We start from the raw sequence: 15006 nt of genomic DNA, 5'->3' as shown, positions 1-15006 counted from the left end.
GGCAGACGGCATACTCCGTCTCGTCCGCGCCGCGAGGGTCGCCGCCTCCTCGGCGGTGACCTCCACATCGACGATCCGTTCGAAGTGGTCGCCCATGGTCAGAACTTGATGCTGCCGATCATGTCCGCCACGCTCGTGGTCAGGTCGTTGATGGTCGGCGACAGGGTCGACGAGGCCAGGTAGAAGCCGAGCAGCATGCAGACGACCGCGTGGCCGCCCTTCAGGCCCGACTTCTTGATCAGCAAGAAGACGATGATCGCCAGCAGCACCACCGCCGAAATCGAGAGTGCCACGGCGGCTCACCTCCAAAGAACCCAGGGACGTGGGGGTGGGACAGGACAGGACCAACTGACCTACCAGGCAGATAAATCCACACAGTGGAACAGCAGGTTCATACCCACTATGCGCTAACGATCATAACTATCCGTACGTGCGCATCGATCGGCGCACGGCCGCACAAGGGGGCGCATGGCCAATATGGTCGGTCCATGACGACGAGGTCTGACTCCTTCCCCCGACGGCACGCCCGTACCCAGCGGTTCACGCTCGGCGCGCCGCGTGCCTTCACCGTGGCGCCGGACGGTGCGCGAGTCGCGTTCCTGCGCTCCTCCTCCGGCACGGACCGGGCCAACGCGCTGTGGGTGCTCGACCCCGAGGACGGCCGGGAGCGCGTGGCGGCGGACCCGCGCGCCCTCCTCGGCGGTACGACGGAACGCCTCTCCGCGCAGGAGCGCGCGCGGCGGGAACGCAGCCGCGAGGGCGGTGCCGGCATCGTCGGCTACGCCACCGACACCGCCCTGGAGTTGGCGTCTTTCGCCTTGTCAGGGCGGCTCTTCGTGGCGGAGCTACGGGCCGGGACGGCGCGTGAACTCCCCGTCCGGGGACCGGTGATCGACCCGCGCCCCTCCCCCGACGGCCGCCATGTCGCCTACGTCGCCCAGGGCGCCCTGCGGGTCGTCGGCGCCGAGGGTGAGGGTGAACGGACGCTCGCCGAGGAGGAGTCGGAGCAGGTCTCCTACGGTCTGGCCGAGTTCATCGCGGCCGAGGAGATGGGGCGGGCGCGGGGCTTCTGGTGGGGCCCGGAGTCGGACCGGCTGCTCGTGGCGCGGGTGGACGACACGCCGGTGAGCCGGTGGTGGATCTCCGATCCGGCCCATCCGGAGCGCGCGCCGCAGCAAGTGGCGTACCCGGTGGCGGGCAGCGCCAACGCGGAGGTACGGCTGTTCGTGCTCGGCCTCGACGGGGAGCGCACGGAGGTGCTGTGGGACCGGGCGCGCTATCCGTATCTGGCGCATGTGCACTGGTCAGCGGCGGGTGCGCCGCTGCTCCTCGTCCAAGCGCGCGACCAGCGCAGCCAGTTGTTCCTGGCGGTGGACCCGGACTCGGGGTCGACCCGGATGGTGCACGCGGATGAAGATCCAGTTTGGCTGGATCTTTTCCCCGGGGTGCCGTGCTGGTCCCCCTCCGGGAACCTGGTGCGGATCGCCGACGAGGGGGGCGCGCGGGTCCTGGCGGTGGGTGAACGACCGCTGACGGGAGCGCAGTTGCACGTCCGTGCGGTGCTCGACGTCTCGGACGACGACGTGCTGGTCTCGGCGTCCGCGGGGGAGGCGGCGGCCGCGCCGGAGATCGGCGAAGTGCATGTGTACCGGGTCAATGAGCTGGGCTGGGAGCGCGTTTCGCAGGAGCCCGGCGTGCACTCGGCGGTGCGCGCCGGGGGCGTGACCGTTCTGGTGTCCGCCGCACTGGACCGGCCGGGGGCGCGGGTGCGGGTAGTGCGGGACGGGAAGCAGACGGCGACGGTCACCTCGTATGCCGAAGATCCCGGTTTGACCCCGCGCGTGGCACTGGTCGAGGGGGGCGCACGCCGTGTCCCGTGCGCCGTGTTTATGCCGACGGACTACCGCGGTGACACCTCCCTGCCGGTTCTGTTGGACCCCTATGGCGGTCCGCACGGGCCGCGCGTGGTCGCCGCGCACAACGCGCTGCTGACCTCGCAGTGGTTCGCCGACCAGGGGTTCGCGGTGATCGTCGCGGACGGCCGGGGCACGCCGGGGCGCTCGCCCGGGTGGGAGAAGGCGATCCACCACGATCTGACCGTCACGCTCGACGACCAGATCGACGCGCTCCAGGACCTCGCCAAGACCTACCCGCTCGATCTGTCCCGGGTCGCCGTCCGCGGCTGGTCCTTCGGGGGCTGGCTGGCGGGGCTCGCCGTGCTGCGCCGCCCTGATGTCTTCCACGCGGGGATCGCGGGCGCACCGGTCACGGACTGGCGGCTGTACGACACCCACTACACCGAGCGGTACCTGGGCGATCCGGCGGCGCGGCCGGACTCGTACGCGAGGAGTTCGCTCGTCACCGACGACGGTCTGTCCGAACCGGCCGAGCCGCACCGCCCGTTGATGATCGTGCACGGGCTGGCCGACGACAACGTGGTGGTCGCACATGCTCTGCGGCTGTCGTCGGCGCTGCTGTCGGCGGGCCGTCCGCACGAGGTCCTGCCGCTGTCCGGGGTGACCCACATGACCCCGCAGGAACAGGTCGCGGAGAACCTGCTGCTGCTCCAAGTGGACTTCCTGAAGCGTTCGCTGGGGATGTAGGTACGGCAACGGACCGGGGTCACATGGCGGACCCCGGTCCGTTTACGGCACCCGCACGGCCGTACGTTGTCCAGACTGACGCGTCCGTATATCGGAACCGGGTCAGGGGAGTTGCCTGTGTGTTACTCCGGCGCCTCCGTGGGGACGACGTGTTTCTCCTCCGCGAAGTGGCAGGCCGAGTCATGGGCCGTGGGACCCGGGAGCAGGCTGAGGTGCGGTGGGACCGCGAGTGCGGGCACCTCCTCGGCACAGCGGTCCTGGGCCTTCCAGCAGCGGGTGCGGAATCGGCAGCCGGAGGGGATGTTCGTCGGGGACGGGACGTCACCCGCGAGGATGATCCGCTCCCGGTGCTCGCGGGCCTCGGGGTCGGGGACCGGGACCGCGGAGAGCAGCGCCTGGGTGTAGGGGTGCGTGGGGTGGTCGTAGATCTCGGCGTCCTTGCCGATCTCCACGATGCGGCCCAGGTACATCACGCCGACCCGGTCGGAGATGTGCCGGACGATCGACAGGTCGTGGGCGATGAAGATGTAGGAGAGCTCGAAGTCGTTCTGGAGGCGGTCCAGCAGGTTGATGACCTGGGCCTGCACCGAGACGTCCAGCGCCGAGACCGGCTCGTCGGCGACGATCACCTCGGGGCGCAGCGCCAGCCCCCGGGCGATGCCGATGCGCTGGCGCTGGCCGCCGGAGAACTGGTGCGGATAGCGGTTGATGTACTCGGGGTTGAGGCCGACCACGTCCAGCAGGTCCTGGACCCGGCGGCGCCGGTCGCCCTTCGGGGCCACCTCGGGGTGGATGTCATAGGGCTCCCCGATGATGTCGCCCACCGTCATCCGGGGGTTGAGCGAGGTGTAAGGGTCCTGGAAGACCATCTGGATGTTGCGGCGGACCGACCTGAGGGCCTTGCCGGACAGGGTGGTGATGTCCTCGCCCTTGTACCTGATCGAACCGGCCGTCGGCCGCTCCAGGTTGACCAGCATCTTGGCGACCGTCGACTTCCCGCAGCCGGACTCGCCGACGATGCCGAGGGTCTCGCCCTGGTCCAGGTGGAAGTCCACGCCGTCGACGGCCTTGACCGCGCCGACCTGCTTCTTGAAGAGGATGCCCGAGGTCAGCGGGTAGTGCTTGACCAGCCCGCTGACCTGAAGGATCGGCTCAGCCATGCAGGCACTCCCTCCAGAAGTGGCAGGCGCTGCCCCGCTCCTCGGACACGGCGTACAGCGGCGGCTCGTCGGTACGGCACACGTCCTGGGCCATGGGACAGCGCGGGTGGAAGGCGCAGCCCGAGGGGATGTGCATCAGGTTCGGCGGCAGGCCCTTGATGGCGTACAGCTCCTGGCCCTTCTGGTCCAGGCGCGGGATGGAGTCGAGCAGGCCGCGGGTGTAGGGGTGGGCCGGTGCCTTGTAGATGTCGTGCACGGGCGCCGACTCCACGATCCGGCCCGCGTACATCACGGCGATCCGGTCGGCGACGTCCGCGACCACGCCGAGGTCGTGGGTGATGAGGATCAGGCCCATGTTGTACTCGCGCTGGAGTTCCGCGAGCAGATCCATCACCTGGGCCTGGACGGTGACGTCGAGGGCGGTGGTCGGCTCGTCGGCGATGATCAGGGCGGGTTCCAGGGCCAGCGCCATGGCGATCATGATGCGCTGGCGCATACCGCCGGAGAACTGGTGCGGGTACTGCTTGACCCGCTCCTTGGCGGCGGGGATGCGGACCCGGTCCATCAGCTCCACGGCCTTGGCGCGCGCGTCCTTGCGGGACATCCCGCGGTGCACGGTGAACATCTCGCCGAGCTGGTCGCCGACGCTGAGCACCGGGTTCAGGGAGGACAGCGCGTCCTGGAAGATCATCGCCATCTCGGCGCCGCGGGTCTTGCGGCGCTCCTCCTCCTTCAGCTTCAGCAGGTCCTTGCCCTGGAAGAGGACCTCGCCCGAGGTGATCCGGCCCGGCGGCATGTCGAGGATGCCCATGACCGCCTGCGCGGTGACCGACTTGCCGGAGCCGGACTCGCCGAGCACGGCCAGGGTCTCGCCGGCGTCCACGGAGTAGTTGACGCCGTTGACCGCCTTGGCGACGCCGTCCCTGGTCCGGAACTCCACATGCAGATCACGCACTTCGAGGAGCACGTCTCACCTCAGCTTCGGGTCGAGGGCGTCGCGCACCGCGTCGCCGAGCATGATGAAGGCCAGGACGGTGATCGCCAGCGCGCCCGAGGGCCAGAGCAGGGCGTGCGGCGCGTTGCGGATGTAGGGGGAGGCGGACGAGATGTCGATGCCCCAGGAGACGCTGGGCGGCTTCAGGCCGACGCCCAGATAGGACAGGGTCGCCTCCAGCGCGATGTAGGTGCCGAGCGCGATGGTCGCCACGACGATCACCGGGGCGACCGCGTTGGGCGTGATGTGCCGCAGCAGCATGCGGGAGTTGGAGGCGCCGAGGGCGCGGGCGGCCTGCACGTAGTCGTTCTGCTTGACGGTGATGACCGAGCCGCGGGCGATCCGGGAGATCTGCGGCCAGCCCAGCAGCACCATGAACCCGATGACCGGCCAGATGCTGTTGTTGGTGACGACCGACAGCAGCACCAGGCCGCCGAGGACGACGGGGATCGCGAAGAAAATGTCGGTGATCCGGGACAGCACCGAGTCCCAGCCCCCGCCGAAGAACCCGGCGAACCCCCCGAGCACGCTGCCGAGGATCGCGACCCCGAGCGTGGCGCAGACCCCGACGGAGACGGACGTCCGGGCGCCGTAGACCGTACGGGTGTAGACGTCGCAGCCCTGGCCGTTGAAGCCGAACGGGTGGCCCGGCTGGGAGCCCTGCTGAGCCTTGGCCAGGTCGCACTTGAGGGGGCTCATCCAGGTGATGGAGCCGGGCCACAGGGAGATGAAGACCAGGAAGAGGATGACCAGGCCGGCGATGATGAAGACCGGGTTGCGACGCAGGTCGCGCCAGGCGTCGGACCACAGGGAGCGCGGTTTCTCCTGGGGGCCGGTGCCTTCGGGTCCGCCCGGGGTCTTCTCGAGGGACTCCCCCTCCGAGGTGGCCAGGTCCATCGCACCGCCCATCCCGGTCGCGGCGATCGCTCCGTCGTCGTGAGGCTGCTCAGGCATAGCGGATCCTGGGGTCGAGGACGGCGTAGAGGAGATCGACGAGCAGGTTGGCGATCAGGAAGACCAGCACGAGGACGGTCACGAAGCCGACCACCGTCTGGGTGTTCTGCCGCAGGATGCCCTGGTAGAGCTGGTAGCCCACGCCGTGGATGTTGAAGATCCGCTCGGTGACGATGGCGCCGCCCATCAGGGCGCCGATGTCGGTGCCGATGAAGGTGACCACGGGGATCAGCGAGTTGCGCAGCAGATGCCTGGTGATCACCCGGTGCCGGGGCAGGCCCTTGGCGACGGCCGTACGGACGTAGTCGGACCGCTTGTTCTCCGCGATCGAGGTCCGGGTCAGCCGGGTGACATAGGCGAGCGAGACCGAGGCGAGGACCAGGCCGGGGACGATCAGCTCGCCGAAGGTGGCGTCGGTGGAGACCGAGGGTTTGATCCAGCCCCACTCGACGCCGAGCAGGAGCTGGAGGAGGAGGCCGGTGACGAAGGTCGGCACCGAGATCACCACGAGCGTGATCAGCAGCACCCCGGTGTCGACGGGCCTGCCGCGCTTCAGGCCCGTGATCACGCCCAGGGTGATGCCGATGACGATCTCGAAGAGGATCGCCACGATGGTCAGCCGGATGGTCACCGGGAACGCCGAGGCCATCAGCTCGGTGACCTCCTGCCCGTTGAACGCGGTGCCGAAGTCGCCGGTGAAGACGTTCCCCATGTACGTCAGGTATTGCTGCCACACCGGCTTGTCGAGGCCGAACTCCTTCTCCAGCTGGGCGGCCGTCGCCGGGTCGCACTGCCGGTCCCCGCACAGGCCCGCGATGGGGTCGCCCATCACGTTCACCATGAGGAAGATCAGCAGCGTCGCCCCGATGAAGACCGGGATCATCTGGAGCAGGCGCCGGACGACGTACCGTCCCATGGGCGCTCAGCCGACCTTGATCTCGTTGTAGACGGGGACGCTGAACGGGTTGAGCTTGACGTTGGACAGGCGCTCGGAGAATCCGGCGCTGCCGTTCTGGTACCAGAGCGGGATGGCGGCCATGTTGTCCCGGACGACGGCCTCGGCCTGCTTGAAGAGGTCGACGGCCTTGGCGGTGTCGGTCTCGGCGTTGGCCTGGTCGACGAGGTCGTCGAAGTCCTGGTTGGACCACTTGCCGTCGTTGGAGGAGGCGTTGGTGTAGTAGAGCGGCTGGAGGAAGTTCTGGATGAGCGGGTAGTCCATCTGCCAGCCCGCGCGGAACGGGCCGCTCATCTTCAGGTCGGTGATCTGGCTGCGGAAGTCGGCGAAGGTGCCGACCGGGTTGCCGACGCAGGCCTTCTCGTTGTCGAGGGCGTTGTTGATGGAGTTGCAGACGGCGTCCACCCACTCCTTGTGCGAGCCGGTGTCCGCGTTGTACGTGATCTTGACCTGGCCGCCGGGGAGCCCGCCGCCCTCCTCGATCAGCTGCTTGGCCGCGGCGGCGTCGTACTCGCAGGCGTCGCCGCAGAAGCCCTCCTGGAAGCCGCCCTCCTCGCCGAGCACCGGGGAGGTCCAGTCGGTCGCCGGGGTGCGGGTCTTCTGGAAGATGGTCTCGGTGATCTGGTCGCGGTCGATGGCCCGGGACAGTCCGGTGCGGACCTTGTCCATCCCGGCCTTGTCCCAGGCGTCGTCGTAGAAGGGGAACGCGAGCGTCTGGATGATACCGGCCGGGGTGTTCAGATAGCGGTCGCCGAGGTCGGCCTCGACGTTCTTGAGCTGGGCGGCGGGCACGTCGTCGACCAGGTCGAGGTTGCCGGCCAGCAGGTCGGTGTAGGCGGTGTTGTTGTCGGTGTAGACCTTGAGGTCGACGCCGCCGTTCTCCGCCTTGTCGTCGCCGGGGTAGTCGTTCCAGGCGCGCAGGGACATCTGTGAGCCCTTGGCGTAGGAGTCGATGGTGTACGGGCCGTTGCCGACGGGCTTGCTGAGCCAGGCGTCGTGGTCGTCGAAGAACGCCTGCGGCAGCGGGGCGTAGGCGGGGTAGCCGAGGGTCTCGGGGAAGGTCGAGAACTTCTGGTTGAGCTTGACGGTGAAGGTCTTGTCGTCGACGACCTTCAGCCCGGAGAGGGTGTCGGCGGTCTGCTTGCTGCCGTCCTCGGGGTGGGTCTTGTCGTAGCCCTCGATGTAGCCGAAGAAGTACGCGTTCTTCTGGTTGTTCTTCAGGCTGGCGCCGTAGTTCCAGGCGTCCACGAAGGAGCCGGCGGTGACCTGCTCGCCGTTGCTGAACGTCCAGTCCTTGATCTTGATGGTGAAGTTCTGCGAGTCGGTCGTCTCGATGGACTCGGCGAGCATGTCCTGGGCCTCGCCCGTCTCCGGGTCGTACTTCTTGAGGCTGCGGAAGATCATGTCGAGGACCTTGCCGCCCTGCACCTCATTGGTGTTGGCCGGCTCCAGCGGGTTCTGCGGGTCGCCCCAGGAGGAACTCAGCACGGCGCTGGTGTCGCCCCCGCTGTCTCCGTCACCGCCTCCGCAGGCCGTCGCCGCGAGCGCTACCGCCGCCGCGCAAGCGGCCCATTTGGCGTGCGTGGCTCCACGCATGGAGTGCCTCCTCATGACTGCGCTGTGCCTCCAGCGCCGGAGCACTGGACCGTTACCGGCAAATATCAAGGCAAAAGCGGCAATCCGCACTCGCACCCGACCTTTCGGGGGGTCTCGGATACCCATTCGGACCCGTCCGAATGGATCTTCGATGCACCGCGCAATGGATCTTTGGCATCCGATGCCGAACCGTTGGATTAGGACCCGCCGATGTACGCATTTCGGCACTGCACCGTCCGCATAACGAACTCATTGACCGAATAGTCCAGTTAGTCCGAGTCAAGGCACAACTCGATCACATTGGGCTACCCGCGTAGCTACGGAACAGTCAAGACAGAGCAAAGAAGGTAAAGAGGCAACCAAGTCGACCGAGAATTTATTGACCTTGAATGAATTGCGTTGAAAAAGTCCGGCGTAGCCCGTAGGGGAGTGCCCTGCGGAGTCATTCAGACCCTCCCCTGGGCCAGGAGCACCATGACCCCCCCAACTCCATCAGCGGCTGCCCAGCTTGAGGCGACCGACGAGAGCGTCGAGAAGTCGATCACTTCTCCCGCACCCGCGGCCAACGAGAGCAGGTCCCCGGGACAGCTCGCCTGGCGTCGCTTCAAGCGGGACCGTACGGGCGTGATCGCGGCATTTGTCGTGATCGCCTTCTTCGTGATCGCCCTGTGCGCCCCGCTGATCGCCAAGCTGTACGGGAAGGATCCGTACACGACGTACGGCATCAACACGCCCGGCCTGCTGGGAGACAACGGCTTCCCCGTCGGTCCCAACGGCGGTATGAGCGGCGAGTTCTGGTTCGGTATCGACCCCCAGCTCGGCCGCGACGTCTTCACCTTCCTGCTCTACGCGATCCGCAACTCGCTGCTCATCGCCACCGCCATCACGCTCCTGGTGGTGCTCGTCGGTGTGGTGATCGGCGTGACCGCGGGCTACGTGGGCGGCAAGACGGACTGGTTCCTCGGCCGGGTCATCGACATCCTGCTGGCCTTCCCGTCGCAGCTGTTCTTCGTCGCCTTCACCCCCGTGGTGATCGCCCTGTTCGTCGCGGCGGACGAGAACACCCCGGTCTGGCTGACCGTCACCTGTCTGATCGGTCTGCTCACCCTCTTCGGCTGGGCCTCCATCGCGCGACTGCTGCGCGGCCAGGTACTGGCCCTGCGCGAGCGCGAGTTCGTCGAGGCCGCCAAGGTCACCGGCGCCTCTCCGGCACGCATCATCTTCAAGGAGCTGCTGCCGAACCTGTGGACGCCGATCCTCATCCAGGGCACCCTCACCCTCCCGGCGATGGTGACCACGGAGGCCGGTCTCGCCTTCCTCGGCGTGGGCCTTCAGGACCCGACCCCCGACTGGGGCGTCATGATCGGCTACGCCGCCAAGTTCTACCAGGACGACATCACCTTCCTGCTCTTCCCGGGCATGGCCATGGTGATCTTCGTACTGGCGTTCAACCTGCTCGGTGACTCGGTACGCGACGCGCTCGACCCGAAGACCAAGCGCTGACTCCGGCCCTTTTCAGGACCACGGCGAAGGTGCCGGGGTGCCGGATCCTCCCTCTCATCCACTCACTTACCAAGGCAGGATTGCGATGTCCTTCTCGCGCAGAAACTTCCTGATAGCCACCGGTGTGGCCGCCGCTTCGAGCTCCGTGCTGACCGCGTGCAGCAGCGGCGACTCCACCAGCAACTCCGGTGGTGGGAAGGCCGAGGCCGCCAAGGCCAACGCGACCACGGTCAAGATCGGCACCGCGGAGGACTCCAAGGGCCCGGCCCCCGAGGTCTCCGGCGCGAAGAAGGGCGGCAAGGTCTCCCTTCTCAACGACGACGACTTCTCGCACCTCGACCCGCAGCGCATCTACTACGCCTGGAACTCCCTCGCGGCGGTCGTGCTGTCCCGCACCCTGACCGGCTACAAGATCGCGGACGACGGCTCCCAGACCCTCGTCGGCGACCTCGCCACCGACACGGGCAAGATGGAGGACGGCGGCAAGAAGTGGACCTTCACGCTGAAGGACGGCGTGAAGTGGGAGGACGGCTCCGACGTCACCGTCGATGACGTCCGCCACGGCATCGAGCGTGCCTTCGCCGACTTCGTCACCGAGGGCGCCTTCTACGTCCAGACCTGGCTGACCGGCTCCACGGACTACCGCAAGTCGTACTCGGGTCCGTACAAGAACAAGCACCTGAAGTCGATCGAGACCAGCGGCAAGTCGATCACCTTCCACCTCTCCGAGGCCCGTCCGGACTTCAACTACGTCGTCGCGATGCACTCCTACGCGCCGACCCCGGTGAAGAAGGACACCAAGCAGGACTACGACAAGAAGCCGGTCTCCAACGGCCCTTACAAGATCAAGAGCCACACGACCGACAAGTCGATGGTCCTGGTCCGCAACGAGAACTGGGACCCGGCGACGGACCCGATCCGCAACGCCTACCCGGACGAGTTCAACTTCACCTTCGGCATCGAGCAGCTCACCGCCGCCGACCGCCTGCTCGCCGACGCGGGCGATGACCAGTACGCCGTCTCCTGGCGTACCGTGCCGGTCGAGCGGGTCGCCAAGGCGACCAGCGAGGCCAAGGACCGGGTCTTCTCGGGCCTGTCCAACGGCACCAGCGTCTACTGGATCAACACCACCCGCGTGGCGGACCTGCCGGTCCGTGAGGCGATCATCCGCGCCTGGCCGACGGCCGCGATCCGTCAGCTCCAGGGCGGCGCCAACCGCGGTGACTACGCGACCGGCATCATGAGCCCGCTCGTCGCCGGCTACAAGTCGCAGGACGTCTGGGGCAAGCTGAAGAACCCGGCGGGCGACCCGGCCGGGGCGAAGAAGGTCCTGGAGAAGGCCGGCAAGACCGGTTACAAGGTCGTCTACGCCTACCAGAACGACCCGACCAACGCGAAGGTCAAGGTCGTCGTCGAGCAGGCCCTGAAGAAGGCCGGCTTCGAGGTCGTCACCAAGGCGATCGACTCCACCACCTGGTACGACCAGGTCGGCAAGCTCGACAACGGCTTCGACATCTACTGGGGCGGCTGGAGCTCCGACTGGCCGACCGGTTACTCGGTCTTCCAGCCGCTGTTCGAGTCCACCCAGGTCAAGGACCAGGGCCAGAACTACTCCCACCTGAAGGACCCGGCCGTGGACGCCGCCATCAAGGCCGCCACCGCCGAGGTCGACCAGGACAAGGCCAACGAGATGTGGGCCGCCCTGGACAAGCAGGTCACGGAGACCGGCGCCTTCATCCCCGACGTCTACATGAAGCGCATCTACCTGCACGGTTCCAAGCTCGGCAACGTGAAGATGGACCCGAACTTCGACGGCTGCATGCTCTACAAGATGTACGTCAAGGCCTGATCCATCACCTGAGCGGTGGGGGCGGCCCATCGGCCGCCCCCACCCTCGGCTCTCGTCCTCCGGGCCACCGGTCACCCCCGGCCCGGCCCGATCCGCACGACGGCCCTCCCAGGAAAGCCACTCCCCATGCTTCGCTTCCTCACGCGCCGGCTCCTCGGCGCCGTGATCACGCTGTTGATCATCAGCGCGGTCACGTTCATGCTGTTCTACTCGGTGCCGCGCGATCCGGCCCGGATGGCCTGCGGCAAGCTGTGCACGCCGGAGACGCTTGAGCTGATCCGCCACAACATGGGGATCGCCGACCCGCTTCCGCAGCAGTACTGGGACTGGCTGGCCGGAATCTTCGTCGGCCGTGACTACGCGGGCTTCGGCAACTGCGAGGCGCCCTGCCTGGGTTACTCCTTCGTCAACCGCGAGCCGGTGCTCTCCACGGTCCTGGACCGCTTCCCCACGACGTTCTCCCTGGGCATGGGAGCCGCCGTGGTCTTCGTCGTGTTCGGTGTCGGTATGGGCATGCTGGCCGCGCGCCACCAGGGCAAGCCGATCGACAAGATCGCCTCCGGCGCCTCGCTGGTCGCCTCCTCGATGCAGATCTACTTCGTCGGCACCCTGGCCCTGTACTTCTTCGTGTACCAGTGGAACATCCTGGACCAGCCGGGCTACACGCCGTTCACCGAGAACCCGGGCGCCTGGTTCAGCGGGCTGCTGCTCCCCTGGCTGGTGCTCGCGCTGATCTTCACCGCGAACTACACCCGTATGACGCGTTCCCAGATGGTCGAGACGCTCAACGAGGACTACGTCCGCACCGCCCGCGCCAAGGGCCTGTCCCGGCGCACCGTCTTCTTCCGCTTCGCCTGGCGCGGCGCCATGGGCCCGATCGTCACCATCTTCGGCATCGACCTCGGTGTCCTGCTCGGCGGCGCGATGATCACCGAGCAGACCTTCAGCCTCCAGGGCATCGGCATGCTCGCGGTGAAGTCCGTGTTCACCAACGACCTTCCGATGCTGCTCGGTGTCATGGTCCTCACCGCGTCCTTCGTGGTGGTCGCCAACATCTTCGTGGACGCCTGCTACGCCCTCATCGACCCGCGCATCAGGCTCGCCTGACCCGCCGCCCCCACCAGCTACCCCGCATCACCCCTTACTGGAGCGTCCCCGTGACGAGCACCGAACAGCAGCCCTTCCTGTCCATCAAGGACCTGAAGGTGCACTTCTCGACCGAGGACGGCACCGTCAAGGCCGTCGACGGTCTCTCCTTCGACCTCGCACGCGGCAAGACGCTGGGCATCGTGGGTGAGTCCGGGTCCGGCAAGTCGGTCACCAACCTGACCATCCTGGGCCTGCACAACCCGGACGCCACCACCGTCGAGGGCTCGATCCTGCTCGACGGCGAGGAGCTGAACGGGGCGCCGGAGAAGACCCTGGAGAAGCTGCGCGGCAACAAGATGTCGATGATCTTCCAGGACGCGCTGACCTCGCTGTCGCCGTACCACACCATCGGCAGGCAGATCGGCGAGACGTACCGCAAGCACACCGGCTGCACCAAGCAGCAGGCGCGGGCGCGGGCGATCGAGATGCTGACCCGGGTCGGCATCCCGCAGCCCGATGTGCGGGTCGACGACTACCCGCACCAGTTCTCCGGCGGTATGCGCCAGCGCGCGATGATCGCCATGGCCCTGGTCTGCGACCCCGAGCTGCTGATCGCCGACGAGCCGACCACCGCGCTGGACGTGACCGTGCAGGCCCAGATCATGGACCTGCTCAAGGACCTCCAGAAGGAGTTCGGCACCGCGATCATCTTCATCACGCACGACCTGGGCGTGATCGCGGACATCGCCGACGACGTGCTGGTGATGTACGGCGGCCGCTGTGTGGAGCGCGGTACGAAGGAGGAGGTGCTGCGCGACCCGCAGCACCCCTACACCTGGGGCCTGCTGGGCTCGATGCCGAGCCTGGACGGTCCGGTGGACGTACCGCTCAACCCGATCCCGGGTTCGCCGCCCTCGCTGCTGAACCCGCCGTCGGGCTGCCGCTTCCACCCGCGGTGCGCCTTCCCGGAGAAGGTCGAGGGCGGGCTGTGCTCGTCCGAGCGGCCGGCGCTGGAGATCGTCGACGGACGCGGCTCCGCCTGCCACCTGACCGCCGAACAGCGCCGCGAGTTCTTCACCGACCTCGCCGGCAGCCGCTCCAACTGACGTACTCAAGACGGGATTTCACCACCATGAGCAGCACCACTCCCCTCCTGGACGTCTCCGGGCTGACCAAACACTTCCCGATCAAGGGCGGTTTCCCGATCCGCCGGACCGTCGGCCATGTGCAGGCCGTCGACGGCCTGGACTTCCAGGTCAACGAGGGCGAGAGCCTCGGTCTGGTCGGCGAGTCGGGCTGCGGCAAGTCGACGACCGGCCGGCTGATCACCCGCCTGCTGGAGCCGACGGCGGGCACGATCTCCTACCGCGGCAAGGACATCACCCACGCCGGCCGCAAGCAGCTGGCGCCGGTCCGCTCCGAGATCCAGATGATCTTCCAGGACCCGTACGCCTCGCTCAACCCGCGGCACACCGTCGGCAAGATCATCTCGGGTCCGATGGAGATCAACGACATCAACCCGGATGGCGGCCGCGAGAAGCGGGTCCGCGAACTCCTGGAGATCGTCGGCCTCAACCCCGAGCACTACAACCGCTTCCCGCACGAGTTCTCCGGCGGCCAGCGCCAGCGCATCGGCGTCGCCCGCGCACTCGCCCTGGAACCGAAGCTGATCGTCGCCGACGAGCCGGTCTCCGCGCTCGACGTCTCGATCCAGGCCCAGGTCGTGAACCTGCTCCAGAAGGTGCAGCGGGAACTCGGCATCGCGTTCGTCTTCATCGCCCACGACCTCGCGGTGGTACGGCACTTCTCGCAGCGCGTCGCGGTCATGTACCTGGGTAAGATCGTCGAGATCGCCGACCGCGATGATCTCTACGGCAATCCGCGTCACCCCTACACGCGGGCCCTGCTCTCCGCCGTACCGGAGGCGAACGCCGACGACCAGCCCGCCCGTGAGCGCATCCGCCTGACCGGTGACGTGCCCTCCCCGATCAACCCGCCCTCCGGCTGCCGCTTCCGCACCCGCTGCTGGAAGGCGACGGAGAAGTGCTCCACGGAGGCGCCGCCGCTGGTCCAGGTCGAGGGCAACAAGCCCGGCCATCTGACCGCTTGCCACTACCCCGAGACGGAGACCACCGCGGTCACCGTGCCCGCGCCCCGTCTCGCCAAGGACCCTGAGGTGTCGGCCTGACACACCCCTTTTCGTCAGCCGCCGCCGACGGAACGGACTTTCACCGGCCCATTGACCCGAGCCCATGAACGTCCGCTCCCAGGGAACGAGGGCCCGTGCCTTATGGCACGGGCCC

General features: G+C 67.6%; 12 protein-coding genes. 6 read left to right on the top strand and 6 right to left on the bottom strand.

Features of this window, described 5'->3' with window-relative positions; genetic code table 11:
- Nucleotides 1-98 precede the first annotated feature (98 nt).
- On the bottom strand, nucleotides 99-293 hold the full coding sequence (locus tag STRCI_RS26515; RefSeq protein ID WP_015658037.1) for a hypothetical protein: 195 nt from the start codon (nucleotides 291-293) through the stop codon (nucleotides 99-101).
- A gap of 195 nt (nucleotides 294-488) precedes the next feature.
- On the opposite strand from STRCI_RS26515, the gene STRCI_RS26510 reads away from it, so the two are divergent.
- A complete protein-coding gene (locus tag STRCI_RS26510; protein ID WP_269661476.1) occupies nucleotides 489-2603 on the top strand; it encodes a S9 family peptidase in 2115 nt (704 codons plus the stop codon).
- A 122-nt stretch (nucleotides 2604-2725) separates the two neighbouring features.
- Here the strand turns inward: STRCI_RS26510 and STRCI_RS26505 are convergent, their stop codons facing one another.
- From STRCI_RS26505 to STRCI_RS26485, 5 genes are read right to left on the bottom strand one after another with little or no spacing between them, the layout of a single operon-like run.
- Entirely contained in the window at nucleotides 2726-3763 is a 1038-nt protein-coding gene (locus tag STRCI_RS26505) for an ABC transporter ATP-binding protein (protein WP_269661475.1), read from the bottom strand.
- Complete coding sequence (locus STRCI_RS26500) at nucleotides 3756-4730, bottom strand: ABC transporter ATP-binding protein (RefSeq protein WP_269661474.1); 975 nt, start codon at nucleotides 4728-4730, stop codon at nucleotides 3756-3758. Before STRCI_RS26500 ends, STRCI_RS26505 begins: the two co-directional genes overlap by 8 nt.
- 3 nt (nucleotides 4731-4733) lie before the next feature.
- Complete coding sequence (locus STRCI_RS26495; protein WP_269661473.1) at nucleotides 4734-5711, bottom strand: ABC transporter permease; 978 nt, start codon at nucleotides 5709-5711, stop codon at nucleotides 4734-4736.
- On the bottom strand, nucleotides 5704-6627 hold the full coding sequence (locus STRCI_RS26490; RefSeq protein WP_269661472.1) for an ABC transporter permease: 924 nt from the start codon (nucleotides 6625-6627) through the stop codon (nucleotides 5704-5706). Before STRCI_RS26490 ends, STRCI_RS26495 begins: the two co-directional genes overlap by 8 nt.
- 6 nt (nucleotides 6628-6633) lie before the next feature.
- On the bottom strand, nucleotides 6634-8262 hold the full coding sequence (locus STRCI_RS26485; protein WP_269661471.1) for a peptide ABC transporter substrate-binding protein: 1629 nt from the start codon (nucleotides 8260-8262) through the stop codon (nucleotides 6634-6636).
- Between the two features lie 474 nt (nucleotides 8263-8736).
- On the opposite strand from STRCI_RS26485, the gene STRCI_RS26480 reads away from it, so the two are divergent.
- The 5 genes from STRCI_RS26480 to STRCI_RS26460 all read left to right on the top strand — a co-directional run bounded on the left by STRCI_RS26480 (nucleotide 8737) and on the right by STRCI_RS26460 (nucleotide 14891).
- Nucleotides 8737-9765, top strand: a complete 1029-nt coding sequence (locus STRCI_RS26480) for an ABC transporter permease (RefSeq protein ID WP_269661470.1) — start codon at nucleotides 8737-8739, stop codon at nucleotides 9763-9765.
- An 85-nt stretch (nucleotides 9766-9850) separates the two neighbouring features.
- Nucleotides 9851-11614: an ABC transporter substrate-binding protein gene (locus STRCI_RS26475; RefSeq protein WP_269661469.1), complete on the top strand. Its 1764-nt coding sequence runs from the start codon at nucleotides 9851-9853 to the stop codon at nucleotides 11612-11614.
- Between the two features lie 126 nt (nucleotides 11615-11740).
- Entirely contained in the window at nucleotides 11741-12721 is a 981-nt protein-coding gene (locus STRCI_RS26470) for an ABC transporter permease (protein ID WP_269661468.1), read from the top strand.
- Nucleotides 12722-12771: 50 nt separating this feature from the next.
- Nucleotides 12772-13809: an ABC transporter ATP-binding protein gene (locus STRCI_RS26465; protein ID WP_269661467.1), complete on the top strand. Its 1038-nt coding sequence runs from the start codon at nucleotides 12772-12774 to the stop codon at nucleotides 13807-13809.
- Between the two features lie 26 nt (nucleotides 13810-13835).
- A complete protein-coding gene (locus STRCI_RS26460; protein ID WP_269661466.1) occupies nucleotides 13836-14891 on the top strand; it encodes an ABC transporter ATP-binding protein in 1056 nt (351 codons plus the stop codon).
- Nucleotides 14892-15006: the final 115 nt, after the last annotated feature.

Source organism: Streptomyces cinnabarinus (assembly GCF_027270315.1).
Lineage (GTDB): Bacteria > Actinomycetota > Actinomycetes > Streptomycetales > Streptomycetaceae > Streptomyces > Streptomyces cinnabarinus.
The sequence above is the reverse complement of the archived record's forward strand: the minus strand, read 5'-3'. Positions and strand labels throughout refer to the sequence as shown.